The sequence below is a fragment of the Pseudomonas sp. 9.2(2024) genome (genome assembly GCF_039695385.1).
Taxonomy (GTDB): Bacteria; Pseudomonadota; Gammaproteobacteria; order Pseudomonadales; family Pseudomonadaceae; genus Aquipseudomonas; species Aquipseudomonas paraglycinae.
Genome location: NZ_CP155585.1, coordinates 5,294,481 through 5,321,221, shown reverse-complemented (window position 1 = coordinate 5,321,221; position 26,741 = coordinate 5,294,481). Strand labels below are relative to the sequence as shown.

Here is a 26,741-nt window from a genome sequence, read left to right as displayed (position 1 = left end):
GGTTCATTCCCGAGTGCGCGATAACAGAGGCGGTTGACAGGCCTCTGGCGAGTGGACGGCAAGATATCAAAATAGTAGCTTCGCGCCACTTTCTTCATCTGCGTAGCTTAAAGAATGTCCTTCAAATAACCCTTGAGCGCGAGGAGCGGCTGATCCAGCTGCTCCAGCGACTGCGCCTGACTGAAGTCGGTCGACAACTTGTGCAGCTCCCGCCCCAACGGTTTCTCGACGCCACCCAACGCATCCATCGCCAGCGCCAGACACTCGTTCATCTTGAACTGAATCGTCTCGACATCACCCCGGCGCACCAGCAATTCGAACACGTCTTTCTGATAGTCGCCCATGACCATGTCATCGCGCAGGATCGGGCTCAGGCCTTCTTCCTCGTACGCGAGTTTCAGGGAGAACAGGGCGACGGTTTCCAGTGACGTTTCCATGGGGTGAACCTGTGTGGGATCTCGCCGGAGGGCCGGCGGCACTTTCCGACAGACGAAAAAAAAGGCCTTGCTAAGCAAGACCTTTTCTAATTTTGGTGCCCCGAGGGAGACTCGAACTCCCACTCCTTTCGAAAACGGATTTTGAATCCGCCGCGTCTACCAATTCCGCCATCAGGGCTCAATGGCGGCGAAGTATAGAGAGGTGCCTACCGTTGGTCAATCACGTTTCATGGTCAATTTTCGATATTTCCGCTAGACTTTCCGGCCCTGCTAGACGAACCCCATCATGCGCGTTGCTGACTTTACCTTCGAGCTTCCTGATTCGCTGATTGCCCGCCATCCTTTGGCCGAGCGTCGCGGTAGTCGCCTGTTGACCCTGGATGGGGTCAGCGGCGCCCTGGCACACCGTCAATTCACTGATCTGCTTGAGCATTTGCGCCCGGGCGATCTGATGGTGTTCAACAATACCCGGGTGATTCCGGCGCGCCTGTTCGGGCAGAAGGCCTCCGGCGGCAAGCTGGAAATCCTCATCGAACGCGTGCTCGATACCCACCGCGTGCTGGCCCATGTGCGTTCCAGCAAGTCGCCGAAGCCGGGTTCGAAGATCCTGATCGACGGCGGCGGCGAAGCCGAGATGCTGGCGCGTCACGATGCGCTGTTCGAGCTGGGGTTTGCCGAAGAAGTGCTGCCGCTGCTTGATCGCGTCGGGCACATGCCGTTGCCTCCTTATATAGACCGCCCGGATGAAGGTTCGGATCGCGAGCGCTATCAGACCGTGTATGCCGAGAAACTCGGCGCGGTGGCGGCGCCGACGGCGGGGCTGCATTTCGATCAGACGCTGATGGAAGCGATCACCGCCAAGGGCGTCGAGACTGCGTTCGTCACGCTGCACGTCGGCGCCGGCACGTTCCAGCCGGTGCGCGTCGAGAAGATCGAAGATCACCACATGCACACCGAGTGGCTGGAAGTCGGTCAGGACGTGGTCGATGCAGTCGCCGCTTGCCGTGAGCGCGGCGGTCGAGTCATCGCTGTCGGCACCACCAGCGTGCGTTCGCTGGAAAGCGCCGCCCGCGATGGCGTGCTCAAGCCGTTCAGCGGCGACACCGACATCTTTATCTTCCCGGGCCGGCCGTTCCATGTGGTCGATGCGCTGGTCACCAATTTCCATTTGCCCGAATCCACGCTGTTGATGCTGGTTTCGGCATTCGCCGGTTATCCGGAAACCATGGCTGCCTACAAAGCCGCGGTCGATAACGGATACCGCTTTTTCAGCTACGGTGATGCGATGTTCATCACCCGTAATCCCGCTCCCCGCGGCCCAGAGGAATCCGTATGAGTCGCACCTGTCGTATGTCTTTCGAGTTGCTTGCCACCGATGGCAAGGCTCGTCGTGGTCGTCTGACCTTCCCTCGTGGCACCGTCGAGACCCCGGCCTTCATGCCGGTGGGCACCTACGGCACGGTCAAGGGCATGTTGCCGCGTGACATCGTCGCCACGGGCGCGGAGATCATTCTGGGCAACACCTTCCACCTGTGGCTGCGCCCGGGTACCGAAGTGATCAAGGAACACGGCGACCTGCACGATTTCATGCAGTGGAAAGGTCCGATCCTGACCGACTCCGGCGGTTTCCAGGTGTTCAGCCTCGGCGCCATGCGCAAGATCAAGGAGGAGGGCGTGACCTTCGCCTCCCCGGTCGACGGCTCGAAAGTGTTCATGGGCCCGGAAGAGTCGATGCAGGTCCAGCGCGATCTGGGCTCGGACATCGTGATGATCTTCGACGAATGCACCCCCTACCCGGCTGACGAAGACGTGGCCCGTGTGTCCATGGAGCTGTCGCTGCGCTGGGCCCAGCGTTCGAAGAATGCCCATGGCGACAACACGGCGGCGCTGTTCGGTATCGTTCAGGGCGGCATGCATCAGGACCTGCGCATGCGCTCGCTGGAAGGCCTGGACAAGATCGGCTTCGACGGCCTGGCCATCGGCGGTCTGTCGGTGGGCGAGCCCAAGCACGAAATGATCAAGGTGCTGGACTACCTGCCGGGCATGATGCCGGCTGACAAACCTCGTTACCTTATGGGCGTTGGCAAACCGGAAGATCTGGTTGAGGGTGTGCGCCGCGGTGTGGACATGTTCGATTGCGTGATGCCAACCCGTAATGCCCGCAACGGGCATCTGTTCATTGATACAGGCGTGCTGAAGATCCGTAACGCGTTCCATCGCCATGATGATTCGCCGCTGGATCCGACCTGCGATTGCTATACCTGCCAGAACTTCTCCCGCGCTTATCTGCATCATCTGGACAAGTGCGGCGAAATGCTCGGCAGCATGCTCAATACCATCCACAATTTGCGCCATTATCAGGTGCTGATGGCTGGTTTGCGCGAGGCTATTCAACAGGGTACATTGGCCGCCTTTGTCGATGCCTTCTACGCCAAACGCGGGCTTCCCGTTCCGCCTTTGGACTGAGTTTTCTGACCCCAAGATTCAACATTTGCAACTGGAGTGCTAAATGAGCTTTTTTATCTCTAATGCCATGGCTGACGCGGCTGCACCGGCTGCAGCGCCTATGGGCGGCGGCTTCGAGTGGATTTTCCTGGTCGGCTTCCTGGTCATCTTCTACCTGATGATCTGGCGTCCACAGGCCAAGCGCGCCAAAGAGCAGAAGAACCTGCTGAGCAGCCTGCAGAAGGGCGACGAAGTGGTCACCACCGGCGGCATCGCCGGCAAGATCACCAAAGTGGCCGATGACTTCGTGGTTCTGGAAGTTTCCGACACCGTGGAAATGAAGTTCCAGAAGGGCGCCATCGCCGCCACGCTGCCAAAAGGCACGCTGAAAGCGATCTAAGGTTCCAACTTCTACTCAATCGACGGGGCGCGCAAGGCGCCCCGCGTTCATAACGGGCGGCGTGATGCTGAACAAATATCCTCTGTGGAAATACATTCTGATCCTGGCGGTGCTGGCGATCGGTCTGATTTATTCCGCTCCGAATCTATACCCCGATGACCCGGCCATTCAGATCAGCGGCGCCAGCACGGCCCTGCAGGTCAATCAGGCCGATCTGGATCGCGTGAGTACCGCGCTCAAGGAATCCGGGATCAACGTCAAGGCATCGAGCCTGGCTGCGAACGGCAAGGGCGGTCTGATCCGTCTGACCAAGGCTGAAGACCAGCTGCCGGCCAAGGACGTTGTCCGCAAGGCATTGGGTGATGACTACGTCGTCGCGCTGAACCTGGCACAAACCACCCCGCAATGGCTGCGCAGCGTGGCCGCGCACCCGATGAAGCTGGGTCTGGACTTGTCCGGTGGTGTGCACTTCCTGCTGGAAGTGGACATGGACAAAGCCCTCGACGCTCGCCTGAAAGTCTACGAAGGCGACGTCAAGAGCCTGTTGCGCAAAGAGAAACTGCGTTATCGCAGCCTGCCGCAACTCAATGGCGCCATTCAGCTGGGCTTCAGCGATGCTGATTCCCGCGAACAGGCCCGCGCGCTGATCCGCAAGAATTTCAACGATTTCGACATTGTTCCGGCCGACCTCAACGGTCAACCGGTGCTGCGTCTGGCGATGACCCCGGCCAAGCTGGCGGAAATCCGTGAATACTCCATCAAGCAGAACTTGACCACGGTACGTAACCGCGTCAACGAGCTGGGTGTTGCCGAACCGATCGTCCAGCGTCAGGGCGCCAACCGTATCGTGGTTGAGCTGCCGGGCGTGCAGGACACTGCCGAAGCCAAGCGTATCCTCGGCAAGACGGCCAACCTGGAGTTCCGTCTGGCTGCAGAGCCGGGTGCTTCGAAAGCCACTTCCGAAACTTTCGAATTCCGCGAAGGCAATCGTCCTCCTGCCCAGATCGAGCGTGGCCTGATCATCACCGGTGACCAGGTGACTGACGCCAAGGCCGGTTTCGGCGAGCACGGCACCCCTGAAGTGAACATCCGTCTGGATGGTCACGGTGGCGAGCTGATGAGCCGCGCGACCCGCAGCAACGTCGGTCGCAGCATGGCGGTGATCTTCATCGAGCAGCGCCCGGTCACCACTTACACCAAGCAAGTGGTCGACGGCGTCGAGAAAGACGTCGCGGTGCAGACCTTCAAGGAAGAGAAGAAGATCATCAGCCTGGCGACCATTCAGTCGCCGCTGGGTGCGCAGTTCCGTATCACCGGCCTGAACGGCCAGGGCGAGTCGTCCGAGCTGGCGCTGCTGCTGCGTGCCGGTGGTCTGGCTGCTCCGATGTACTTCGCTGAAGAACGCACCATCGGCCCGAGCCTGGGTGCAGACAACATCACCAAGGGTATCGATGCATCGCTGTGGGGCATGCTGTTCGTCTCGCTGTTCATCATCGCCATCTACCGTTTCTTCGGCCTGATCGCCACCGTTGCTCTGGCGGTGAACATGGTGCTGCTGCTGGCGCTGATGTCGCTGCTGGGTGCCACGCTGACTCTGCCGGGTATCGCCGGTATCGTGTTGACCATGGGTATGGCGGTCGACGCCAACGTACTGATCTTCTCGCGGATTCGTGAAGAGATCGCCGCCGGCATGACCGTGCAGCGTGCAATCAACGAAGGCTTCGGTCGGGCATTCACTGCGATTCTCGACGCCAACCTGACCACCTTGCTGGTCGGCGGCATCCTCTTCGCCATGGGCACCGGCCCCGTGAAGGGCTTCGCAGTAACCATGTCCCTCGGGGTTCTGACTTCGATGTTCACGGCCATCATGGTCACCCGCGCGATGGTCAACCTGATCTTCGGCGGTCGTGACTTCAAGAAGTTGTGGATTTAAGGGGCTGCCATGTTACGTACAATCAACTTCATGGGCGTCCGCAACTTTGCGTTCGGCGTCACTGTATTTCTGACCTTGCTGGCAATCTTCAGTGTGTTCCACAAGGGCATGAACTGGGGTCTGGACTTCACCGGCGGTACGCTCATCGAGCTGACCTACGAGCGTCCGGCCGATGTCACCAAGGTGCGCGAGCAACTGGTTTCTTCCGGTTATCACGAAGCCGTCGTGCAGAACTTCGGCGCGACCACCGATCTGCTGGTGCGCATGCCGGGTGAAGACCCGCAGCTGGGCCATCAGGTGGCGGAAGCGCTGCAGAAGGTCGGCGGCGACAACCCGGCGACCGTCAAGCGCGTCGAGTTCGTCGGCCCGCAGGTCGGTGAAGAGCTGCGTGACCAGGGCGGCATGGGCATGCTGCTGGCGCTCGGTGGCATCCTGATCTACCTGGCTTTCCGCTTTCAGTGGAAGTTTGCGGTCGGCGCCATCGTGTCGCTGATTCACGACGTGATCGTGACCGTGGGTATCCTGTCGTTCTTCCAGATCACCTTCGACCTGACGGTGCTGGCGGCGGTACTGGCGATCATCGGTTACTCGCTCAACGACACCATTGTCGTGTTCGACCGGGTGCGTGAGAACTTCCGCGTACTGCGCAAGGCTACGTTGATCGAGAACATCAACATCTCGACCACCCAGACCCTGCTGCGGACCATCGCGACCTCGGTTTCGACCTTGCTGGCGATCGCGGCACTGCTGTTCTTCGGCGGTGACAACCTGTACGGCTTCTCCCTGGCGCTGCTGGTGGGTGTTCTGGCGGGTACCTACTCGTCGATCTACATCGCCAACGTTGTACTGATCTGGCTGAACCTGTCGACGGAAGACCTGATTCCGCCGGTCAACACCGAGAAGGAGGTCGACGACCGTCCATAACGGCCGTCGTTTTCCCGGTTGTCAGTCAAAAAAGACGCGAGTTGAACTCGCGTCTTTTTTTTTGCTCCAAGGCTGGGAGAAGCGCGGGCGCGTCCCGCATGTGATGGTCAGGAGGTTCATGTGAACAAGTCGTTGCTGGTTGGTGCGGTATTGGGTGCTGTCGGTGTGACTGCCGGGGGTGCTGTTGCCACCTACAGCCTGGTTAAAAGCGGCCCTGAGTATGCGCAAGTGCTGGCCGTAGAACCGGTCAAAACACAGATCAAGACTCCACGTGAAGTGTGCAAGGATGTGACAGTGACCCGGCAGGCGCCGGTGAAAGATCAACACCAGATTGCCGGCACCGTGGTCGGTGCGCTGGCAGGTGGTCTGCTGGGTAACCAGATCGGCGGCGGCACCGGCAAGAAGATTGCCACGGTGGCCGGTGCGGTCGGTGGTGGTTACGCCGGTAACAAGGTTCAGGAGGGTATGCAGGAGCGTGATACCTACACCACGACTCAGACTCGCTGTAACACCGTGAATGACATCAGCGACAAGGTTGTGGGCTATGACGTCCGGTATTCGCTGGACGGCAAGGAAGGCAAGGTGCGGATGGATCGTGATCCGGGCAACCAGATTCCGGTCGACAAGGAAGGCAAGCTGATCCTGTCGCAGAACGAGCCGGGCCAGTGACTGGTTGATGGCTTATAAGAAAAGCACCCTTCGGGGTGCTTTTTCATGCCCATAAAAAAACACCCCGAAGGGTGTTTTTTTTGGTTTCGCGAAGCGCTTAGCGCTTCAGCGAGGCCGGCAGGTGCGGCTGGATCGCCGTCAGAACTGCCTTGAAGCATTTGGTGTTGCCGGCAACGACGTGGCCTTTTTCAAGGAAGTCGTGACCGCCGGTGAAGTCGCTCACCAGGCCGCCTGCTTCCTGAATCAGCAGGGCGCCAGCAGCCATGTCCCACTCGGACAGGCCCGACTCCCAGAACGCGTCGAAACGGCCTGCGGCCACGTAAGCCAGGTCCAGGCTTGCCGAACCGGCGCGGCGGATGCCGGCAGTCTGGCCAACCAGGGCGCGGAACATGCCCAGGTAGTTGTCGAGGTTGTCCATCTGGTCGTCACGGAACGGGAAGCCGGTGCCGAGCAGAGCGCCGTCCAGGCTTGTGCGACCGCTGACACGCAGGCGGCGACCGTTCAGTTGAGCGCCGCGACCACGGCTGGCGGTGAATTCTTCCTGGCGAACCGGATCCAGAACAACGGCGTGTTCCAGGCGACCACGGTATTTACAGGCAATGCTGACAGCGAAGTGAGGAATGCCGCGCAGGAAGTTGGTGGTGCCGTCCAGCGGATCGATGATCCACAGGTATTCTTCGCCTTCGATGCCGGTGCCGGCGTGCAGGCCGGTCTCTTCACCCATGATCGAGTGATTCGGGTAAGCCTTGCGCAGGGCGTCGATGATTTTCTGTTCGGCGGCGCGATCGACCTCGGATACGTAATCCTTGGCGTCTTTTTCGTCGACCTTGATGGTATCCAGGCGCTCGATGGAGCGGAAGATCAGTTCACTGGCGCTGCGGGCGGCGCGCAGCGCGATATTCAGCATGGGCTGCATGGATGTGTCACCTAAGGTTGTTAAAGAAAGCCGCGCATTCTATCAGAACTTTTCTTCAGGTGAAGGTCGCTGTTCGCTTTCATAGCTTAACGGTAGGCTGTTCTGTAAGATTTGCACCCCTTTGCCGAGTCCGAGAGCGCCCGCCGTGCTGCAAAATATTCGTGTCGTCCTGGTCAACACCAGCCATCCGGGAAACATCGGCGGGACCGCGCGCGCCATGAAAAACATGGGCCTGTCGCGCTTGGTGCTGGTTGATCCGCGCGTCTTTCCGCATCACGAAGCCGATGCTCGTGCTTCCGGTGCCGGTGACATCCTTGAAAACGCGCAAGTCGTCGCCACCTTGGAAGACGCCTTGGTCGGTTGCAATCTGGTGCTTGGCACCAGTGCCCGTGACCGGCGTATTCCCTGGCCATTGCTGGACCCGCGCGAGTGCGGGACCAAAGTGGTCGAGGAGGCAGGGCAGGGCGCGGAAATCGCGCTGGTGTTCGGTCGTGAAGATTCCGGACTGACCAACGACGAGCTGCAGCGATGTCACTATCACGTGCACATCCCCTCCGATCCTGAGTTCAGCTCGCTGAACCTCGGGGCGGCGGTGCAGGTGTTGAGCTATGAAGTGCGCATGGCGTGGCTGGCTGCACAAGGTCAGCCGACGAAGATCGAGAAGGAAGAAGTGGCCTCCGTGAAAAGCGCAGAGCTTGCGACCATGGATGAGCTGGAGCGGTTCTATGAACACCTGGAACAGACCCTGGTGGCCATCGAATTCCTCGATCCGGAAAAACCGCGGCACTTGATGGCGCGCCTGCGCCGGTTGTACGGACGCAGCTCGGTCAGCCGGGCGGAAATGAATATTTTGCGTGGCATCCTCACGGAAACCCAGAAAGCGGCCCGTGGCGAGCTCCTTAAGCGGAAGGATTAATGATGTTCGAGCGTTTGCGTGAAGATATCCAGAGCGTATTCCACCGAGACCCGGCGGCGCGTAACGCTTTTGAAGTCCTGACCTGCTACCCCGGCATGCATGCAATCTGGATTCATCGACTGGCCGGCATGCTCTGGCGCAATGATCTGAAATGGCTGGCGCGGCTGGTGTCGAACTTTGGTCGCTGGCTGACCGGGATCGAGATCCATCCGGGCGCCAAGGTCGGTCGACGCTTCTTCATCGACCACGGCATGGGCATCGTGATCGGCGAAACCGCTGAAATCGGCGATGACGTGACGATCTATCAGGGCGTCACCCTGGGTGGTACCAGCTGGAACAAGGGCAAGCGTCACCCGACACTCGGCGATGGCGTCGTGGTGGGGGCGGGCGCGAAGGTGCTCGGTCCGTTCACTGTGGGTGCCGGCGCCAAGGTCGGGTCCAATGCCGTGGTCACCAAGGAAGTGCCACCGGGTGCCACCGTGGTGGGGATTCCGGGCCGGATCATCGTCAAGTCCGATGACGAGGCTGACGCCAAGCGCAAGGCGATGGCCGAGAAGATCGGCTTTGATGCCTACGGCGTCAGTGAAGACATGCCCGATCCGGTGGCGCGCGCCATCGGCCAGTTGCTCGATCACCTGCAAGCGGTGGACGGGCGTCTGGAGGGAATGTGCGGCGCGCTGAAGGATCTGGGCAGTAATTATTGTGCGAAAGATCTGCCCGAGCTGCGTGAAGAAGACTTCGCCTGCGTCAAGGGCAAGGACGAATCCAAGCTCCACTGACGCACTTGCAGGGCTGCTGCCGACCGGTGTGCCATTAGGCCGCAGACCCTGCTATCATTCGCGCGCTCTTTTGCGGGTAAACCCGACTAAAGCACTAGGTCTTATAGTTGACTTAAATGCTCGGGAATTGCATACTCCCGCCCATTCCGAACTCCGTGGTAATTGTCCATGCGACTGACTACAAAAGGCCGATACGCCGTGACCGCCATGCTTGACCTGGCGTTGCACGCGCAACACGGGCCGGTGTCCCTGGCCGATATCTCCGAGCGCCAAGGCATCTCCCTGTCCTATCTCGAACAGCTTTTCGCCAAGCTGCGCCGCAGCAACCTGGTTTCCAGCGTTCGCGGTCCGGGCGGTGGCTACCAGTTGTCCCGCGACATGCAGGGCATCCAGGTGGCTCAGGTGATCGATGCGGTGAACGAATCGGTCGATGCAACAAAATGCCAGGGCCAGGGCGACTGCCACTCCGGTGACACCTGCCTGACCCATCACCTGTGGTGCGATCTGAGCCTGCAGATTCACGAATTTCTCAGCGGTATCAGCTTGGCCGACCTCGTAACTCGCCGTGAGGTGCAGGAAGTGGCCCAGCGTCAGGATCAGCGTCGTTGCAATGGCAAGGCGCCGCGCCTGGACAAGATTGAAGCGTCCGCCGTCGAATGACAGCCAGAGAGCTAGCGGCACGCCAGCCAGCCTGATTTAGGAGATAGTCCATGAAATTGCCGATTTACCTTGATTACTCTGCGACCACCCCGGTCGATCCGCGCGTTGCGCAAAAAATGAGTGAATGCCTGCTGGTCGACGGAAACTTCGGTAACCCGGCGTCCCGTTCCCACGTGTTCGGCTGGAAAGCCGAAGAGTCCGTCGAAAACGCCCGTCGTCAGGTGGCCGATCTGGTCAACGCCGACCCGCGTGAAATCGTCTGGACCTCCGGTGCCACCGAGTCCGACAACCTGGCAATCAAGGGTGCGGCACATTTCTACGCCTCCAAGGGCAAGCACCTGATTACCTCCAAGATCGAACACAAGGCTGTCCTCGACACCATGCGCCAACTGGAGCGTGAAGGTTTCGAAGTCACCTACCTCGATCCGACCGAGGATGGCCTGATCACCCCGGCCATGATCGAAGCCGCGCTGCGCGAAGACACCATCCTGGTGTCCGTAATGCACGTGAACAACGAAATCGGCACCGTCAACGACATCGCCGCCATCGGCGAGCTGCTTCGTTCGAAGGGCATCCTGTTCCACGTCGACGCCGCTCAGTCCACCGGCAAGGTCGAAATCGACCTGCAGAAACTGAAAGTCGACATGATGTCGTTCTCCGCCCACAAGACCTACGGCCCTAAAGGCATCGGCGCGCTGTACGTCAGCCGCAAGCCGCGTGTGCGCATCGAAGCGACCATGCACGGCGGCGGTCACGAACGTGGCATGCGTTCCGGCACCCTGGCGACTCACCAGATCGTCGGCATGGGCGAAGCGTTCCGTGTGGCCAAGGAAGACATGGCTGCCGAAAACGTCCGCATCAAGGCGTTGAGCGACCGTTTCTACAAGCAGGTCGAGCACCTGGAAGAGCTGTACGTCAACGGCAGCCTGACCGCCCGCGTTCCGCACAACCTGAACCTGAGCTTCAACTACGTTGAAGGCGAGTCGCTGATCATGGCGCTCAAGGATCTGGCGGTTTCGTCCGGTTCGGCCTGCACCTCGGCGTCGCTTGAGCCTTCGTACGTACTGCGCGCCCTGGGCCGCAACGACGAACTGGCACACAGCTCGATCCGTTTCACCTTCGGCCGTTTCACCACCGAAGAAGAAATCGACTACGCCGCGCAGAAAGTCTGCGAGGCCGTTACCAAGCTGCGCGCTCTGTCGCCGCTGTGGGACATGTACAAAGACGGCGTCGATATCTCGAAGATCGAGTGGGCGGCACACTAAATATAGAAGCCGCCGGATACAGATCCTGTAGCGACGCGGCGGTTTACGCAGCGCAGTTGCAGGGTCTCAAGAGCGGCCCTGATGAGTGAGGATTGAGAATCATGGCTTACAGCGAAAAGGTCATCGACCACTACGAAAACCCGCGCAACGTCGGCAAGATGAACGCGGAAGATCCTGATGTCGGCACCGGCATGGTCGGCGCTCCGGCGTGCGGCGACGTGATGCGTCTGCAAATCAAGGTCAACGATCAGGGCGTTATCGAAGACGCCAAGTTCAAGACCTACGGCTGCGGTTCGGCTATCGCCTCCAGCTCCCTCGCTACCGAGTGGATGAAGGGCAAGACCCTGGACGAAGCTGAAACCATCAAGAACACTCAGCTGGCCGAAGAACTGGCCCTGCCGCCAGTGAAAATCCACTGCTCGGTTCTCGCTGAAGACGCCATCAAGGCCGCCGTTCGCGATTACAAGCAGAAGAAAGGCTTGATCTAAGCATTGGGCGACGAGTAAGGAGTCAATGATGGCTATCAGCATGACAGAAGCGGCTGCTCGACACGTGCGACGCTCCCTCGACGGGCGCGGCAAGGGTGAAGGGATTCGTCTGGGTGTTCGCACCACGGGCTGTTCCGGCCTTGCCTACGTGCTGGAGTTTGTCGACGAGGTGGTTGCAGAAGATCAGGTGTTCGAGAGTCACGGCGAAAAAGTGATCATCGACCCGAAGAGCCTGGCCTACCTCGACGGCACCGAGCTCGACTTCGTCAAGGAAGGGTTGAACGAAGGCTTCAAGTTCAACAACCCCAACGTACGCGGTGAATGTGGCTGCGGCGAAAGCTTCAACATCTGAGGCTTGTCGTGGGTATTCCTTGTCATTTCGCTTTATTCGAGCTGCAACCGGGCTTTCGTCTGGATCTCGAGCAGTTGGCCACGCGCTATCGCGAGTTGGCGCGCGGCGTTCATCCTGACCGCTTTGCCGATGCTTCCGAGCGCGAGCAGCGGTCGGCGCTCGAGCAGTCTGCGCGGCTCAACGATGCCTACCAGACGCTCAAGAGTCCGGCCCAGCGTGCACGTTACCTGCTGACCATCAGCGGGCATGAGGTGCCGATGGAAGTCACCGTCCACGATCCCGAGTTTCTTCTGCAGCAGATGCAATGGCGCGAAGAGCTCGAAGATCTGCAGGACAGTGCCGATCTGGACGGTGTCGCGGCGTTCAAGCGTCGCCTGAAAACCGCCCAGGAAGAGCTCAACGAAAGCTTCGCAGCCTGTTGGGATGATGCAGCGCAACGCGAGCAGGCCGAACGCCTGATGCGGCGCATGCAGTTCCTCGACAAGCTCACCTACGAAGTGCGCCAGTTAGAAGAGCGCCTCGACGATTAACCCAGTGCCGCTCCGGTCGCACGCCTGATATACAGATAAGTCCTGATCACGATGGCCCTACTGCAGATCGCCGAACCCGGCCAAAGTCCTCAACCGCACCAGCGTCGTCTGGCTGTGGGGATCGACTTGGGTACTACCAATTCGCTGGTCGCTGCGTTGCGCAGTGGTCTTTCCGAACCGCTGGCCGATGCCGAAGGGCGGGTCATCCTGCCTTCCGCCGTGCGTTATCACGCCGATCGCGTCGAAGTCGGCGAGTCGGCCAAGCTGGCCGCATCCTCCGATCCCCTGAACACCGTGCTGTCGGTCAAGCGCCTGATGGGGCGTGGTCTGTCCGACGTCAAGCAATTGGGCGATCAACTGCCGTACCGCTTTCTCGGTGGCGAATCGCACATGCCGTTCATCGACACCGTGCAGGGCCCGAAAAGCCCGGTCGAAGTTTCCGCCGATATCCTGAAAGTATTGCGTCAGCGCGCTGAAGCCACCCTTGGCGGTGAGCTGGTGGGCGCGGTGATCACCGTTCCGGCGTATTTCGACGATGCTCAGCGCCAGGCTACCAAGGACGCGGCGAAACTCGCCGGTCTGAACGTGTTGCGTCTGCTCAACGAGCCGACCGCTGCGGCGGTGGCATACGGTCTGGATCAACATGCCGAAGGCCTGGTCGCGATTTATGACCTGGGCGGCGGCACATTCGATATTTCGATTCTGCGCCTGACTGGCGGTGTCTTCGAAGTGCTGGCCACTGGCGGCGACAGTGCGCTGGGTGGCGATGATTTCGATCATGCGATTGCCGGCTGGATCATCGAGAGCGCCGGTTTGTCCGCCGACCTCGATCCGGGCGCACAACGCAGCCTGCTTCAAACCGCCTGCGCCGCCAAAGAAGCCCTGACGGACTCTGACAGTGTTGAAGTTGCCTACGGTGACTGGAAAGCGCAACTGACCCGCGAAGCCTTCGATGCGCTGATCGAGCCAATGGTCGCCCGCAGCCTGAAAGCCTGCCGCCGCGCCGTCCGCGATTCCGGCGTCGAGCTGGAAGACGTGCACGCCGTGGTCATGGTCGGTGGTTCGACCCGCGTTCCGCGTGTTCGTGAAGCCGTCGCCGAAGCCTTCGGTCGTCAGCCGCTGACCGAAATCGACCCGGATCAAGTGGTGGCCATCGGTGCCGCGATCCAGGCCGATACGCTGGCTGGCAACAAGCGCGATGGCGGCGAACTGTTGCTGCTCGACGTGATTCCGCTGTCCCTGGGGCTGGAAACCATGGGCGGCCTGATGGAGAAGGTGATTCCGCGTAACACCACCATCCCCGTCGCCCGCGCCCAGGACTTCACCACTTATAAAGATGGCCAGTCGGCCATGGCGATCCACGTATTGCAGGGCGAGCGTGAGCTGATCAGCGATTGCCGCTCCCTGGCTCGCTTCGAATTGCGCGGCATCCCGGCGATGGTGGCCGGTGCGGCGAAAATTCGCGTGACCTTCCAGGTCGATGCCGACGGCCTGCTCAGCGTCTCTGCCCGTGAACTGGGTTCGGGCGTCGAGGCAAGCATTCAGGTCAAGCCGTCCTATGGCCTGACCGACGGCGAAATCGCCAAGATGCTGAAAGATTCGTTCCAGCACGCCAATGACGACAAGGTCGCCCGCGTTCTTCGCGAGCAGCAAGTCGATGCTCAGCGCCTGATCGAAGCGGTGCAGGGCGCTCTTGAGGCGGATGGCGAGCGTTTGCTCGACGCCGAAGAGCGCATGGTCATCGATCTGCAGGTGCAGGAACTGACCGAACTGATGAAAGGCACCGATGGCTACGCCATCGAGCAGCAGACCAAGCGTCTGTCGCAAGTGACCGATGCTTTTGCAGCCCGTCGTATGGATCAGACGGTGAAAGCCGCTCTGTCGGGGCGCAATCTGAATGAAATCGAGGATATCTGATGCCGCAGGTCATTTTTCTGCCCCACGAGAAGTTCTGCCCTGAAGGCATGGTCGTTGACGCTGCGCCTGGCACGTCGATCCTCGAACTGGCTCATGAACACCACATCGAGATGGAAAGCGCCTGCGGCGGCGTCTGCGCCTGCACCACTTGTCACTGCATCATCCGCGAGGGTTTTGACTCGCTGGAAGAAGCTGACGAGTTGGAGGAAGATTTCCTTGATCGTGCCTGGGGTCTGGAAGCCCAGTCGCGCCTGGCTTGTCAGGCGATCGTCGGTGAAGAAGATATCACCGTAGAAATTCCGAAATATTCGCTTAACCATGCGGCCGAAGCGCCGCACTGACTGGTAAGACTGTCATGAGCTACGGTTGGAATGATGTTCAACGTATTGCAGAAGAGCTGGCGGAAGCCAAGCCGGGTGTAGATCCGTATTCTGTCAACTTCGTCGAATTGCAGCAGTGGATCAAGGAACTGCCGGATTTCGACAATGCCTCTGGTCGTGTTGGCGAGAAGGTGTTGGAGGCGGTTCAGACTCTCTGGGCTGATGAATTGGACTGATCGTCCTCGCAGGTTAGGCAATACCCAAGAACCCGCGTATAATTCGCGGGTTTAATTTTTCGCAAATTACCGTTTCTGGAGTTACACCATGGCTGTTCAACGTACTTTCTCCATCATCAAGCCTGACGCCGTTGCTAAAAACGTGATCGGCAAGATCACCACTCGCTTCGAAGACGCTGGCCTGCGCGTTGTAGCTTCGAAACTGAAGCAACTGTCCAAAGCCGAAGCCGAAGGCTTCTACGCTGAGCACAGCGCTCGTGGTTTCTTCGGCGACCTGGTTGCCTTCATGACTTCGGGTCCTGTTGTCGTTCAGGTTCTGGAAGGCGAAAACGCCATCGCTCGCAACCGTGAGCTGATGGGCGCTACCAACCCTAAAGAAGCTGCTCCAGGCACCATCCGTGCTGACTTCGCTGAATCGATCGACGCCAACGCTGTTCACGGTTCGGACTCCGAAGCCGCTGCTGCTCGCGAAATCGCTTACTTCTTCGCAGCTACTGAAGTAACCACTCGCTAAGCATTGGCTTAAGAGTGAAGGTGAATCCATGACGACATCGACTGTTAAAACCAACCTGCTGGGTCTGACCCAGCCGGAAATGGAAAAATTCTTCGACTCAATCGGGGAGAAGCGTTTCCGTGCCGGTCAGGTAATGAAATGGATTCACCACTTTGGCGTCGATGATTTCGACGCCATGACGAACGTCAGCAAGGCCTTGCGCGAAAAGCTCAAGGCTGTTGCTGAGGTCCGTGGTCCCGAAGTGGTCAGCGAGGACATTTCCAGCGACGGCACCCGCAAGTGGGTGGTGCGCGTGGCGTCCGGCAGCTGCGTCGAGACCGTTTATATTCCCCAGGGAAAACGCGGCACTCTGTGCGTTTCGTCCCAGGCAGGCTGTGCCCTGGATTGCAGTTTCTGCTCCACCGGCAAGCAAGGCTTCAACAGCAACCTCACCGCCGCCGAAGTCATCGGTCAGGTGTGGATTGCCAACAAATCCTTCGGCAGTGTTCCGGCTACCATCGACCGCGCCATCACCAACGTGGTGATGATGGGCATGGGCGAACCGCTGCTGAACTTCGACAACGTCGTGGCCGCCATGCATCTGATGATGGATGACCTGGGCTACGGGATCTCCAAGCGCCGCGTGACCCTGTCCACGTCGGGTGTGGTGCCGATGATCGATGAGCTGGCCAAGCACATCGACGTATCCCTGGCGTTGTCCCTGCACGCACCGAATGACGCATTGCGTAACCAATTGGTGCCGATCAACAAGAAATATCCGCTTAAGATGCTGCTCGAGTCGTGCCAGCGCTACATGTCTGAACTGGGCGAGAAGCGCGTGCTGACCATCGAGTACACCTTGCTCAAGGACGTCAACGACAAGCTTGAGCACGCCGTGGAAATGATCGAGCTGCTGAAGAACATTCCGTGCAAGATCAACCTGATTCCGTTCAACCCGTTCCCGCATTCCGGGTACGAGCGGCCGAGCAACAACGCCATCCGCCGGTTCCAGGATCAGCTTCACCAGGCCGGTTTCAACGTCACCGTGCGCACCACCCGTGGTGAAGACATCGACGCGGCTTGTGGTCAATTGGTAGGGCAGGTGCTGGATCGCACCCGTCGCAGCGAACGTTACATCGCCGTGCGCGAATTGAGCGCCGACAGCGATCTGGCGCAGAACGCCGCGAACACTAACTAAGAGAGGATCTCTATGTCCCTGCGCTTTGCGCTGCTGTTGCTGTTGGCCAGCCTGTGTGCTGGTTGTGTCCTGTCGGGCGATTACAACCCGATGAAGACCAGCAAGGGCCGTGACGAAGCGCGGGCTGCCTACGTGCAGCTGGGGCTGGGATACTTGCAGCAGGGCATGACCGAGCGGGCCAAGGTTCCATTGAAGAAGGCCCTGGAGCTGGACGGTTCGGATCCCGACGCCAATGCCGCGCTGGGGCTGGTGTTCCAGGCTGAAATGGAACCTGCGCTTGCTGACGAACACTTCCGCAAAGCCTTGTCCTCCCGTCCCGCCGATGCGCGCATCCTCAACAACTACGGCAGTTTTCTCTACGAAGAACAGCGATACAAGGAAGCCTACGAGCGTTTTGAACAGGCGGCCGCCGATACCCTGTATCCTGAGCGTTCGCGGGTGTTCGAGAACCTCGGCATGACGGCGGCGAAGCTTGGGCAGCGTGATCTGGCGCAGCAGCAGCTGGAAAAAGCGCTGCGTTTGAACCGTCAGCAGCCACGGGCATTGCTGGAAATGGCTGAGTTGTCATTCGAAGACAGGCATTATGTGCCCGCGCGTGACTATTACGACCGTTTCAGCCAGCTCTCCGAGCAAAATGCACGTAGTCTGTTGCTCGCCGTTCGGTTGGCAAAAGTATTTGAAGATCGCGACAAGGCCGCCAGTGCGGGCCTGCAATTAAAACGACTCTATCCCGGTACGCCGGAATATCAGCAATACCTGTCGGAGCAATGATGAAAGCGGCGCATCCCGAAGTTGTAGCAGCGAATCGCGTTAACCCCGGTGAGACCCTGCGCCAGGCCCGCGAAAGCAATGGCTGGTCGCTGGCCGAAGTGGCCCTCAAGCTCAACCTCACCGTGACTTCCCTGAGCAATCTTGAAGCCGGCGCATTCGACAAGTTGCCCGGGCATACCTTCGCTCGCGGTTACATTCGCGCCTACGCCAAATTGCTCGGCATGGATCAGACCGTTCTGGTCCAGCAATTCGATCAGTCTACCGGCACCGATTCCCAGGGCAGCAACGTCCACGCTCTGGGCCGTATCGAAGAGCCGGTACGGGTTTCCCACACCATTTTGCGTATCGTCAGCCTGTTGCTGCTGATTGCGGTCATCGGCGGTGGATTCGTCTGGTGGCAGGATCAGACTTCGCAGCGCACCAAGGACCTGATTGGCCTGGCCCCGGAGCACGTCGAAGTCGAAGGCGCCGACGGCACCACCCAGATTCATCCGCTCGACGAGCCGGAAGACCAGGCCGTCGCGGAAGGCGAAGCCGAGGGCTCGACCGCTCTGGCACTGCCTCAATCGGAAACCACGGCTGAATCGACTGGCGCCGAGACCGAAGCTGCAGCTCCAGCCACCGCACCGGTTGCTCCGGCACCTGCTGCGCCAGCCGCTACTCCGGCTGCACCAGCTCATACGCCAGCGCCTGTGGTTGCTGCTCCAGCGAATCCTGCGCCAGCCGCTCCGGCCACGCCTGCCCCGACCGTCACTGCCCCGGCAGCCCCGGCCGTCGCTGCACCCGCGCCGACAGCGCCAGTTACTCCGGCTGCAGGTCAGGGTCAGGTTCAGGTCCAGTTCATCGCCGATTGCTGGACTCAAGTGACCGATGGCAGCGGCAAAGTGCTGTACAGCGGCCTCAAGCGTAAGGGCGACAGCCTGTCTGTCGTCGGCAAGCCTCCGTTTGCCGTGCGTCTGGGCGTTGCCCGTGGCGCGCAGGTCAGCTACAACGGCCAGCCGGTCGATGTCGCTCCGTTCACCAGTGGCGAGACCGCTCGCCTGAAGTTGGGTCAATAAGTCATGCACGGCGAATCTCCAATCAAACGTCGCGAATCGCGCAAGATCTGGGTCGGTAACGTGCCCGTGGGCGGCGATGCCCCTATCGCTGTGCAGAGCATGACCAACAGCGACACCAATGACGTCGCTGCCACCGTCGCACAGATCAACCGTCTGGAAGCCGCCGGCGTCGACATCGTCCGCGTGTCGGTACCGGACATGGACGCCGCCGAGGCGTTCGGCAAGATCAAGCAACTGGTCAAGGTACCGTTGGTTGCCGACATCCATTTCGACTACAAGATCGCTTTGCGCGTGGCCGAACTGGGTGTGGACTGCCTGCGCATCAACCCGGGCAACATCGGTCGCGAAGACCGCGTGCGTGCGGTGGTCGATGCCGCCCGTGACCGCGGGATCCCGATCCGCATCGGCGTCAACGCCGGTTCCCTGGAAAAAGACCTGCAAAAGAAATACGGCGAGCCGACCCCGGCCGCGCTGGTCGAGTCCGCCCTGCGTCACGTCGAACACCTCGAACGCCTGAATTTCCAGGACTTCAAGGTCAGCGTGAAGGCTTCCGACGTGTTCATGGCCGTTGAAGCCTACCGTCTGCTGGCCAAGGAAATCGTCCAGCCGCTGCACCTGGGCATCACCGAAGCCGGCGGATTGCGCTCCGGTACAGTGAAATCCGCCGTGGGCCTAGGTATGCTGCTCGCCGAGGGGATTGGCGATACTATCCGCATCTCGCTGGCGGCCGACCCGGTCGAGGAAGTGAAGGTCGGTTACGACATTCTCAAGTCTTTGCATCTGCGTTCCCGTGGCATCAACTTCATCGCCTGCCCGAGCTGCTCGCGGCAGAACTTCGATGTGGTCAAGACCATGAACGAGCTGGAAGGGCGCCTTGAAGACCTGCTGGTGCCGCTGGATGTCGCGGTGATCGGTTGCGTGGTCAACGGCCCCGGCGAAGCCAAGGAAGCCCATATCGGCTTGACCGGCGGTACGCCAAACCTGATTTACATCGACGGCAAGCCGTCGCAGAAACTGACGAATGACAATCTGGTGGACGAGCTGGAAAAGCTGATCCGCGAGAAAGCGGCCGAGAAGGTCGAAGCTGACGCAGCGGTTATCGCGCGCGGCTGATCGAACGAATTAAGGAAATTCTGTGAGCAAGTCTCTGCAAGCCATTCGTGGCATGAACGACATCCTGCCGGAACAGACGCCGGTATGGCGTTATTTCGAAGGCACCGTTTCGCGTCTGCTGGATAACTACGGTTACAAGCAGATCCGCATGCCGATCGTCGAGTTCACCGAGCTGTTCAAGCGCTCGATCGGTGAAGTGACCGACATCGTCGAAAAAGAGATGTACACCTTCGAAGACCGCAACGGCGACTCCCTGACCCTGCGTCCGGAAGGCACGGCTGCGTGCGTGCGTGCGGTGCTCGAGCACGGCATCACCGGCGGTGGCCAGGTGCAGAAGCTCTGGTACATCGGCCCGATGTTCCGTCATGAGCGTCCACAGAAAGGCCGTTATCGCCAGTTCCACCAGATCGGTCTGGAGGTGTTCAACCTCGACGGTCCGGACATCGACGCCGAACTGATCATCATGACCTGGCGCCTGTGGGGCGAGCTGGGCATCCGTGACGCGGTCAAGCTCGAACTCAACAGCCTCGGCACCAGCGAGTCCCGCGGCCGTTATCGTGAAGCGCTGGTCGAGTACCTCTCGGCGCACCACGACAAACTGGACGAAGACAGCCAGCGTCGCCTGAAAACCAACCCGCTGCGCGTGCTCGACACCAAAAATGCCGACACCCAGGCCGTGCTGGTCGATGCGCCGAAAATGGCGGATTACCTGGATGACGAATCCCGTGCCCACTTCGAAGGGCTGAAGGCCCGTCTGGATGCCGTCGGCATTCCTTACGTGCTCAACCCGAAGCTGGTGCGTGGTCTGGATTACTACAGCAAAACCGTATTCGAATGGGTCACCGACAAGCTCGGCGCCCAGGGCACCGTCTGCGCGGGTGGGCGCTATGACGGTCTGGTCGAGCAGATGGGCGGCAAGCCGACCCCGGGCGTCGGTTTCGCCATGGGTATCGAGCGTCTGGTGCTGCTGCTGGAAACCCTGGAGCAGATCCCGGAAGAAATCTCCCGTCAGGTCGACGTCTATCTCTGCGCCTTCGGCGAAGAAGCAGAGCTGGCCGGTCTGGCCCTGGCCGAGCGTGTACGCGACCAACTGCCCAACCTGCGCCTGCAAGTCAATGCCGGCGCCGGCAGCTTCAAGAGCCAGTTCAAGAAAGCCGACAAGAGCGGTGCGTTGTACGCACTGATCCTCGGTGACGACGAAATGGCCCAGCAAGTGGTAGGTTTCAAACCCCTGCGTGGCCAGGGCGAACAACAAAGCATTGCCTGGGATGCGCTCGCTGCACACCTGGCCACCTGCGTCGTGCAGGGTTGAAGCTGTCCAAACAGCCGATTTAGCGATTAAGGAGTATTGGGGTGTCGAGTACCGAAGACGAACAGTTGGCGGATTTGAAGGACTGGTGGACACGCAACGGCAAACCTCTGGTCACCGGCGGCCTGTTGGCGCTGGTCATCGTGTTCGGCTGGCAGGCTTATCACAAGTATCAGAGCAACCAGTCGCAAGGCGCCTCGGTGCTCTATCAGCAATTGCTGGAAACCACGCTGACCCCGGATGGCAAGCCTGACGCCGCGCGTGTTGCGGATCTGGCCGGCAAGCTCAACAGCGAATTCGGCGGTTCTGCCTACGCGCAGTACGGCAGCCTGTTCGTGGCCAAGGTCGCGGTCGACAGCGGCAAGCTGGACGACGCGGCGACCGAACTCAAGGCCATCGTTGCCAAACCGGCCAACCCGGCGCTGGGCGAAATCGCCCGTCAGCGTCTGGCGCAGGTACTGGGCGCACAGAACAAGGCCGACGAAGCCCTGAAACTGCTCGAAGGCGATGCCGACAAGTCGTTCCTGGCCACTCGCGAAGAACTCAAGGGCGACCTGCTGGTACAGCTGGGCCGTACCGACGAAGCGAACGCGGCGTATCAAAAAGCCAAGGCGGCACTGTCGGATGAAGCGGCGGTCGGTGGCCTTCAAATCAAGCTGGACGACCTGGCCAAAGGGGATGCGTGACGTGATCCGTTGGAAGCATGCAGCATTGCTGGCTCTGGCCATTCTGGCCGCGGGTTGCAGCAGCAACAGCAAAAAAGAACTGCCACCGGCCGAGCTGACCGACTTCAAAGAAGAAGTGGTCCTGCACAAGCAGTGGAGCCGCTCGATCGGTGACGGTCAGGGCGAAACGTACAACATGCTGGTACCGGCGATCGACGGTGACACCATCTACGCAGCCGACGTGACCGGTATCGTGATGGGCCTGGATCGCGGCAACGGCGACGTGAAATGGAAGAAAGACCTTGAACTGCCTGTGTCCGGCGCCGTTGGCGTGGGTTACGGTCTGGTCATGGTCGGCACCCTGCGCGGTGAAGTCGTTGCCCTCGACGCCATCAACGGTGAAGAGAAGTGGCGCTCGCGCGTCAACAGCGAAGTCCTCGCGCCACCGGCCAACAACGGTGACGTGGTGGTGGTACAGACCCAGGACGATCGTCTGATCGGTCTGGACGCGTCCACCGGCAATCAGCGTTGGGTGTATGACAGCACTCCGGCCGTACTGACCCTGCGCGGCACCAGCGCACCGATCGTCACCAACCGCCTCGCGGTGGCGGGCCTGTCGACCGGTAAAGTGGTCGCTCTCGACATTTCCAACGGCGTGCCGGTCTGGGAACAGCGGATCGCGATTCCACAAGGTCGTTCGGAACTGGAGCGCGTGGTCGACATCGACGGCGGTCTGCTGTTGTCCGGCGGTACCCTGTACGTCGCCAGCTATCAGGGTCGCGTTGCGGCACTGGATCTGGAAAGCGGCCGTCAGCTCTGGCAGCGCGACGCGTCGAGCTACGCCGGTGTTGCCCAGGGTTTCGGCAACGTCTACGTAAGCCTGTCGTCGGGCACCGTTGAAGGCGTCGACGAGCGTTCCACCACAGCACTGTGGAGCAACGACTCGCTGGCCCGTCGTCAACTGTCGGCGCCGGAAGTGTTCTCCAGCTACGTTGCAGTCGGTGACCTGGAAGGTTACCTGCACCTGCTGAGTCAGGTGGACGGTCGTTTCGTCGGCCGCGAGCGCATCGACAGCGACGGCCTGCGTGCCCGTCCGCTGGTGGTGGGCGACACGATTTATGTGTATGGCAACAGTGGCAAACTGGAAGCCCTGACCATCAAGTAACAACTATGCTTGGGGTTAACTCCCCAGGCGGCCTTGCTTCTGCAGGGTTTGCAGCACCCACGGGTGTTGCCCCGAGCACCAGCCGCTGCCTCGCAGCGGCTTTTGTATTTTCTGAAATAACGAAGTGGAGAGCCGCATGGTTCCCGTAATCGCCCTGGTGGGCCGACCGAACGTCGGCAAGTCCACCTTGTTCAACCGCCTGACCAGGACTCGCGACGCCATCGTCGGCGACTTGTCCGGTCTGACCCGTGATCGCCAGTACGGTGAGGCCAAGTGGCAAGGGCGTTCCTACATTCTGATCGACACCGGCGGTATCTCCGGTGACGAGCATGGTATGGACGAAAAAATGGCCGAGCAGTCGCTGCTGGCCATCGAAGAAGCGGATGTCGTTCTGTTCCTGGTAGATGCCAAGGCCGGTTTCACCGCCGCCGACCAGATGATCGCCGAACACTTGCGCAAACGTAACAAGCGTTCCCACGTGGTGGCCAACAAGGTCGACAACATCGATCCGGAAATGGCCCGCGCCGAATTCGCCCCGCTGGGCATGGGCCACGCGATCCCGATCGCCGGCGCCCACGGTCGCGGCATCACGCAATTGCTGGAAGCCGCCCTGAGCGACTTCCCGCGCGATGATGACGAACCGGCCGAAGGTGAAGAGGAAGAAGTGGTCGCCGAAGGCGAGGAAGCCAAGCGCATTCCTGGCCCGAGCGAAAAAGACGGGATCAAGATCGCCATCATCGGCCGTCCGAACGTCGGCAAGTCGACCCTGGTCAACCGCATGCTCGGTGAAGACCGGGTAATCGTCTACGACCAGCCCGGCACCACCCGCGACAGTATCTACATCCCGTTCGAACGTAACGACGAGAAGTACACGCTGATCGACACCGCCGGTGTGCGCAAGCGCGGCAAGATCCACGAAGAAGTCGAAAAATTCTCCGTGGTCAAAACCCTGCAGGCGATCAAAGACGCCAACGTGGTGATCTTCGTGATGGACGCCCGCGAAGGCGTGGTCGATCACGACCTCAACCTGCTGGGCTTCGCCCTTGAAGCAGGTCGTGCGCTGGTGATCGCGATCAACAAGTGGGACGGCATGACGCCGAGCGAGCGCGACTTCGTGAAGGTCGAGCTGCAGCGTCGGTTGTTCTTCGTTGACTTCGCCGATATCCACTTCATCTCGGCTCTGCACGGTACTGGCGTGGGCAACCTCTACGCCTCGGTACAAAACTCGTTCAAGTCGGCGGTCACCCGCTGGCCGACCAGCCGCCTGACGCAGATTCTCGAAGACGCGGTCAGCGAGCACCAGCCGCCGATGGTCAACAGCCGCCGGATCAAGCTGCGTTACGCTCACCTGGGTGGTGCGAACCCGCCGATCATCGTGATCCACGGCAACCAGATCGAGAAAGTGCCGAAGTCGTACGTGCGCTATCTGGAAAACACTTACCGCCGTGTGCTCAAACTGGTCGGTACGCCGATCCGTATCGAGTTCAAGGGCGGCGAGAACCCGTACGAAGGCAACAAGAACACGCTGACCGACCGCCAGGTCAACAAGAAGCGTCGCTTGATGTCGCACAACAAGAAGGCCAGCAAGAAGCGTCGCGACAAGAAGTAAAAAGAGCAGCTGCGGGTTTCGAGCTGCAAGCTTCAAGTTAAAGCGTGGAAGTAAAGAAGGGCTCTGTTCAGAGCCCTTTTTTGTGGGCGATGGATTGATGCTTGAAACTTGTCGCTTGCAGCTTGAAACTTGCAGCTCACCTGCAAGGGGCTCCCGATGATCACCAGCAAGCTGCCGAATGTCGGCATCACTATTTTCACGCAGATGTCTCAGCTCGCGGCGCAGACCGGAGCGATCAACCTTTCCCAGGGTTTTCCCGATTTCGACGGCCCGCAGGCACTGCGCGACGCGGTCGGTCGACACATCGCCAGCGGTCATAACCAGTATTCGCCCATGACCGGCCTGCCGGCGCTGCGTCAGCAGATCGCGGCGAAAATCGCCCGCAGTTATGGCACCAACGTCGATGCCGATACCGAAGTAACCGTGACCCCCGGCGCGACCCAAGCAATCTTCTGCGCCATCCAGGCGGTTATCCACAGCGGCGACGAAGTCATCGTGTTCGACCCGGCCTACGACAGCTACGAGCCAGCAGTAGAGCTGGCCGGCGGGCGCTGCGTGCACGTGCAGTTGGGCCTGAAGGATTTCTCCATCGACTTCGACAGACTCAGCGCAGCCCTGAGCCCGCGCACGCGGATGATCATCCTCAACACCCCGCATAACCCGAGCGGTGCATTGATCAGCCGCGCCGAGCTGGATCAACTGGCAGCGTTGATCCGTGATCGCGACATCTACGTGATCAGCGACGAAGTCTACGAACACCTGGTATTCGACGGCGTGCCGCACGTCAGCGTGCTGGCCCATGAAGAATTGTATCAGCGCGCCTTCGTGGTCAGCTCGTTCGGCAAGACCTATCACGTCACCGGCTGGAAAACCGGTTACGTTGTGGCTCCGCCGGCCCTGACGGCGGAGCTGCGCAAGGTGCACCAGTACGTCAGTTTCTGCGGCGTGACCCCGTTGCAGTTTGCTTTGGCCGATTACATGGCCGAGCATCCGGAACACGTCGAAGAGCTGCCGGGCTTCTATCAGGCCAAGCGCGATCTGTTCTGTGATCTGCTGGCACCGTCGCGATTCAGCTTCACCCGGGTCACCGGCACTTATTTCCAACTGGTCGATTACTCGCAGATTCGCCCTGACCTGAACGATGTCGAGATGGCGATGTGGATGACCCGCGAGCATGGTGTGGCGAGTATTCCGGTGTCGGTGTTCTACCAGAATCCACCTGAAGGCCAGCGCCTGGTGCGCCTGTGCTTTGCCAAACGTGAGGAGACGCTGCGGGAAGCGGCGGCCAAACTATGCGTGATCTGAGTGCGTTGCCCGATCTCAATCTGGCGCTGATCCAGACCAGTCTGGCCTGGCATGATCGTCAGGCCAATCTCGAGCATTTCGACGCTTTGCTGGAGCAGGCGCGCGGTGCGGATCTGATCATCCTGCCGGAGATGTTCACCACCGGATTCTCCATGGAGTCCGAAACCCTGGCCGAAGCCGAAAACGGCCCGACCAGCAAATGGCTGCGGATCCAGGCGACGAAACTGAACGCGGTCGTCACCGGCAGCGTGATCATCCAGGCCGCCGACGGCAGCCACCGCAACCGTTTGTTGTGGGCGCGGCCGGACGGCGAAGTGCTGCATTACGACAAGCGTCACCTGTTCCGCATGGCTGGCGAGCACAACCACTACACTCCCGGCGAACGTCAGGTGCAGTTCGAGCTCAAGGGCTGGCGGGTGCGTCCGCTGATCTGCTACGACCTGCGCTTCCCGGTGTGGAGTCGCGACGCTCAGGATACCGACCTGCTGCTGTACACCGCCAACTGGCCGGGTGCGCGGCGTCAGCACTGGAACCGGTTGCTGCCGGCCCGGGCGATCGAAAACCTGTGCTATGTAGCGGCGGTCAACCGCGTTGGCACCGATGGCAAGGGTTTCGCGTACACCGGCGACAGTCAGGTGCTGGATTTCCAGGGCGAGACGTTGCTTGCGGCGGGGGAGGCTGACGGGGTGTTCAAGGTGGTTCTGGAAGCGGCCTCGCTGGCGGCTTACCGCGAGCGGTTTCCGGCGAATCTTGACGCGGACACCTTCGAGTTCACTTAATAGCCCAAGTCGCCTAGATCGTTCCCACTTCGAGGCGTCGAACCGTCCGCGTGGGAATGCCTCAAGGGACGCAGAGCGTCACGAGCTGC

Annotated in this window: 29 protein-coding genes and 1 tRNA gene; 27 read left to right on the top strand and 3 right to left on the bottom strand. The window is 60.3% G+C overall.

Translation table 11 applies throughout. The annotated features are described in order from the left end of the window. Positions 1 to 107: 107 nt before the first annotated feature. Positions 108 to 437, bottom strand: a complete 330-nt coding sequence (locus tag ABFB52_RS23900; RefSeq protein ID WP_007956700.1) for a hypothetical protein — start codon at positions 435 to 437, stop codon at positions 108 to 110. Between the two features lie 93 nt (positions 438 to 530). Then, positions 531 to 615 (bottom strand) — tRNA-Leu (locus tag ABFB52_RS23895). A 108-nt stretch (positions 616 to 723) separates the two neighbouring features. On the opposite strand from ABFB52_RS23895, the gene queA reads away from it, so the two are divergent. The 6 genes from queA to ABFB52_RS23865 all read left to right on the top strand — a co-directional run bounded on the left by queA (position 724) and on the right by ABFB52_RS23865 (position 6,808). Continuing rightward, positions 724 to 1,773 carry a tRNA preQ1(34) S-adenosylmethionine ribosyltransferase-isomerase QueA gene (queA, locus tag ABFB52_RS23890; protein ID WP_129973670.1) on the top strand — a complete coding sequence of 350 codons (1,050 nt, stop codon included), beginning with the start codon at positions 724 to 726 and terminating at the stop codon, positions 1,771 to 1,773. Between the two features lie 14 nt (positions 1,774 to 1,787). Then, positions 1,788 to 2,903 carry a tRNA guanosine(34) transglycosylase Tgt gene (gene tgt / locus ABFB52_RS23885; RefSeq protein ID WP_161794909.1) on the top strand — a complete coding sequence of 372 codons (1,116 nt, stop codon included), beginning with the start codon at positions 1,788 to 1,790 and terminating at the stop codon, positions 2,901 to 2,903. 43 nt (positions 2,904 to 2,946) lie between these two features. Continuing rightward, complete coding sequence (gene yajC / locus ABFB52_RS23880) at positions 2,947 to 3,282, top strand: preprotein translocase subunit YajC (protein ID WP_007956696.1); 336 nt, start codon at positions 2,947 to 2,949, stop codon at positions 3,280 to 3,282. Positions 3,283 to 3,346: 64 nt separating this feature from the next. After that, complete coding sequence (gene secD, locus ABFB52_RS23875; protein ID WP_039765691.1) at positions 3,347 to 5,215, top strand: protein translocase subunit SecD; 1,869 nt, start codon at positions 3,347 to 3,349, stop codon at positions 5,213 to 5,215. A gap of 9 nt (positions 5,216 to 5,224) precedes the next feature. Next, positions 5,225 to 6,139 carry a protein translocase subunit SecF gene (secF, locus tag ABFB52_RS23870; RefSeq protein WP_007956694.1) on the top strand — a complete coding sequence of 305 codons (915 nt, stop codon included), beginning with the start codon at positions 5,225 to 5,227 and terminating at the stop codon, positions 6,137 to 6,139. Between the two features lie 120 nt (positions 6,140 to 6,259). After that, positions 6,260 to 6,808, top strand: a complete 549-nt coding sequence (locus ABFB52_RS23865; RefSeq protein ID WP_007956693.1) for a glycine zipper 2TM domain-containing protein — start codon at positions 6,260 to 6,262, stop codon at positions 6,806 to 6,808. Positions 6,809 to 6,905: 97 nt separating this feature from the next. Here ABFB52_RS23865 and suhB read toward each other — a convergent pair whose 3' ends face one another. After that, positions 6,906 to 7,724, bottom strand: a complete 819-nt coding sequence (gene suhB / locus ABFB52_RS23860) for an inositol-phosphate phosphatase (protein WP_007941397.1) — start codon at positions 7,722 to 7,724, stop codon at positions 6,906 to 6,908. 145 nt (positions 7,725 to 7,869) lie between these two features. On the opposite strand from suhB, the gene trmJ reads away from it, so the two are divergent. The 21 genes from trmJ (at position 7,870) to ABFB52_RS23755 (ending at position 26,652) form a co-directional block, all read left to right on the top strand. Beyond that, positions 7,870 to 8,640 (top strand): tRNA (cytosine(32)/uridine(32)-2'-O)-methyltransferase TrmJ, encoded by a 771-nt coding sequence (gene trmJ, locus ABFB52_RS23855; RefSeq protein ID WP_007956692.1) that lies wholly within the window; start codon positions 7,870 to 7,872, stop codon positions 8,638 to 8,640. A gap of 2 nt (positions 8,641 to 8,642) precedes the next feature. Next, positions 8,643 to 9,419 (top strand): serine O-acetyltransferase, encoded by a 777-nt coding sequence (gene cysE / locus ABFB52_RS23850; protein WP_007956691.1) that lies wholly within the window; start codon positions 8,643 to 8,645, stop codon positions 9,417 to 9,419. Between the two features lie 168 nt (positions 9,420 to 9,587). Then, positions 9,588 to 10,079, top strand: a complete 492-nt coding sequence (iscR, locus tag ABFB52_RS23845; RefSeq protein WP_007956690.1) for a Fe-S cluster assembly transcriptional regulator IscR — start codon at positions 9,588 to 9,590, stop codon at positions 10,077 to 10,079. 50 nt (positions 10,080 to 10,129) lie between these two features. Then, positions 10,130 to 11,344 (top strand): IscS subfamily cysteine desulfurase, encoded by a 1,215-nt coding sequence (locus ABFB52_RS23840; protein ID WP_007956689.1) that lies wholly within the window; start codon positions 10,130 to 10,132, stop codon positions 11,342 to 11,344. A gap of 101 nt (positions 11,345 to 11,445) precedes the next feature. Next, complete coding sequence (gene iscU, locus ABFB52_RS23835; RefSeq protein ID WP_003227907.1) at positions 11,446 to 11,832, top strand: Fe-S cluster assembly scaffold IscU; 387 nt, start codon at positions 11,446 to 11,448, stop codon at positions 11,830 to 11,832. A gap of 28 nt (positions 11,833 to 11,860) precedes the next feature. Continuing rightward, positions 11,861 to 12,184 carry an iron-sulfur cluster assembly protein IscA gene (gene iscA, locus ABFB52_RS23830; RefSeq protein ID WP_003227904.1) on the top strand — a complete coding sequence of 108 codons (324 nt, stop codon included), beginning with the start codon at positions 11,861 to 11,863 and terminating at the stop codon, positions 12,182 to 12,184. A gap of 8 nt (positions 12,185 to 12,192) precedes the next feature. Then, on the top strand, positions 12,193 to 12,714 hold the full coding sequence (hscB, locus tag ABFB52_RS23825; protein WP_007956687.1) for a co-chaperone HscB: 522 nt from the start codon (positions 12,193 to 12,195) through the stop codon (positions 12,712 to 12,714). Positions 12,715 to 12,765: 51 nt separating this feature from the next. Further along, complete coding sequence (gene hscA / locus ABFB52_RS23820; RefSeq protein ID WP_102716891.1) at positions 12,766 to 14,631, top strand: Fe-S protein assembly chaperone HscA; 1,866 nt, start codon at positions 12,766 to 12,768, stop codon at positions 14,629 to 14,631. Beyond that, entirely contained in the window at positions 14,631 to 14,972 is a 342-nt protein-coding gene (gene fdx / locus ABFB52_RS23815; protein WP_007956685.1) for an ISC system 2Fe-2S type ferredoxin, read from the top strand. The genes hscA and fdx overlap by 1 nt, the downstream gene beginning before the upstream one ends. 14 nt (positions 14,973 to 14,986) lie before the next feature. After that, positions 14,987 to 15,187: a Fe-S cluster assembly protein IscX gene (iscX, locus tag ABFB52_RS23810; protein ID WP_085745315.1), complete on the top strand. Its 201-nt coding sequence runs from the start codon at positions 14,987 to 14,989 to the stop codon at positions 15,185 to 15,187. 88 nt (positions 15,188 to 15,275) lie between these two features. Next, positions 15,276 to 15,701: a nucleoside-diphosphate kinase gene (gene ndk / locus ABFB52_RS23805; protein WP_039765715.1), complete on the top strand. Its 426-nt coding sequence runs from the start codon at positions 15,276 to 15,278 to the stop codon at positions 15,699 to 15,701. Between the two features lie 28 nt (positions 15,702 to 15,729). After that, positions 15,730 to 16,878, top strand: coding sequence for a 23S rRNA (adenine(2503)-C(2))-methyltransferase RlmN (gene rlmN / locus ABFB52_RS23800; protein ID WP_007956683.1), 1,149 nt, complete (start codon positions 15,730 to 15,732; stop codon positions 16,876 to 16,878). 12 nt (positions 16,879 to 16,890) lie between these two features. After that, positions 16,891 to 17,649, top strand: a complete 759-nt coding sequence (gene pilW / locus ABFB52_RS23795) for a type IV pilus biogenesis/stability protein PilW (protein WP_007956682.1) — start codon at positions 16,891 to 16,893, stop codon at positions 17,647 to 17,649. After that, the gene (locus ABFB52_RS23790; RefSeq protein ID WP_129973671.1) at positions 17,649 to 18,707 is read left to right on the top strand and encodes a RodZ domain-containing protein; all 1,059 of its coding nucleotides are present in this window, start codon (positions 17,649 to 17,651) and stop codon (positions 18,705 to 18,707) included. Before pilW ends, ABFB52_RS23790 begins: the two co-directional genes overlap by 1 nt. A 3-nt stretch (positions 18,708 to 18,710) precedes the next feature. After that, complete coding sequence (ispG, locus tag ABFB52_RS23785) at positions 18,711 to 19,820, top strand: flavodoxin-dependent (E)-4-hydroxy-3-methylbut-2-enyl-diphosphate synthase (protein ID WP_007956680.1); 1,110 nt, start codon at positions 18,711 to 18,713, stop codon at positions 19,818 to 19,820. A 22-nt stretch (positions 19,821 to 19,842) separates the two neighbouring features. Then, on the top strand, positions 19,843 to 21,132 hold the full coding sequence (hisS, locus tag ABFB52_RS23780) for a histidine--tRNA ligase (protein WP_064383908.1): 1,290 nt from the start codon (positions 19,843 to 19,845) through the stop codon (positions 21,130 to 21,132). A gap of 41 nt (positions 21,133 to 21,173) precedes the next feature. Further along, positions 21,174 to 21,815: a tetratricopeptide repeat protein gene (locus tag ABFB52_RS23775; RefSeq protein WP_011335807.1), complete on the top strand. Its 642-nt coding sequence runs from the start codon at positions 21,174 to 21,176 to the stop codon at positions 21,813 to 21,815. Next, entirely contained in the window at positions 21,808 to 22,959 is a 1,152-nt protein-coding gene (gene bamB, locus ABFB52_RS23770; protein WP_039765728.1) for an outer membrane protein assembly factor BamB, read from the top strand. Before ABFB52_RS23775 ends, bamB begins: the two co-directional genes overlap by 8 nt. A 136-nt stretch (positions 22,960 to 23,095) precedes the next feature. Further along, on the top strand, positions 23,096 to 24,568 hold the full coding sequence (gene der / locus ABFB52_RS23765; protein WP_007956675.1) for a ribosome biogenesis GTPase Der: 1,473 nt from the start codon (positions 23,096 to 23,098) through the stop codon (positions 24,566 to 24,568). 156 nt (positions 24,569 to 24,724) lie between these two features. Continuing rightward, positions 24,725 to 25,873, top strand: coding sequence for a pyridoxal phosphate-dependent aminotransferase (locus ABFB52_RS23760; RefSeq protein WP_102688191.1), 1,149 nt, complete (start codon positions 24,725 to 24,727; stop codon positions 25,871 to 25,873). After that, positions 25,861 to 26,652, top strand: a complete 792-nt coding sequence (locus ABFB52_RS23755; RefSeq protein ID WP_129973672.1) for an amidohydrolase — start codon at positions 25,861 to 25,863, stop codon at positions 26,650 to 26,652. Before ABFB52_RS23760 ends, ABFB52_RS23755 begins: the two co-directional genes overlap by 13 nt. Positions 26,653 to 26,741: the final 89 nt, after the last annotated feature.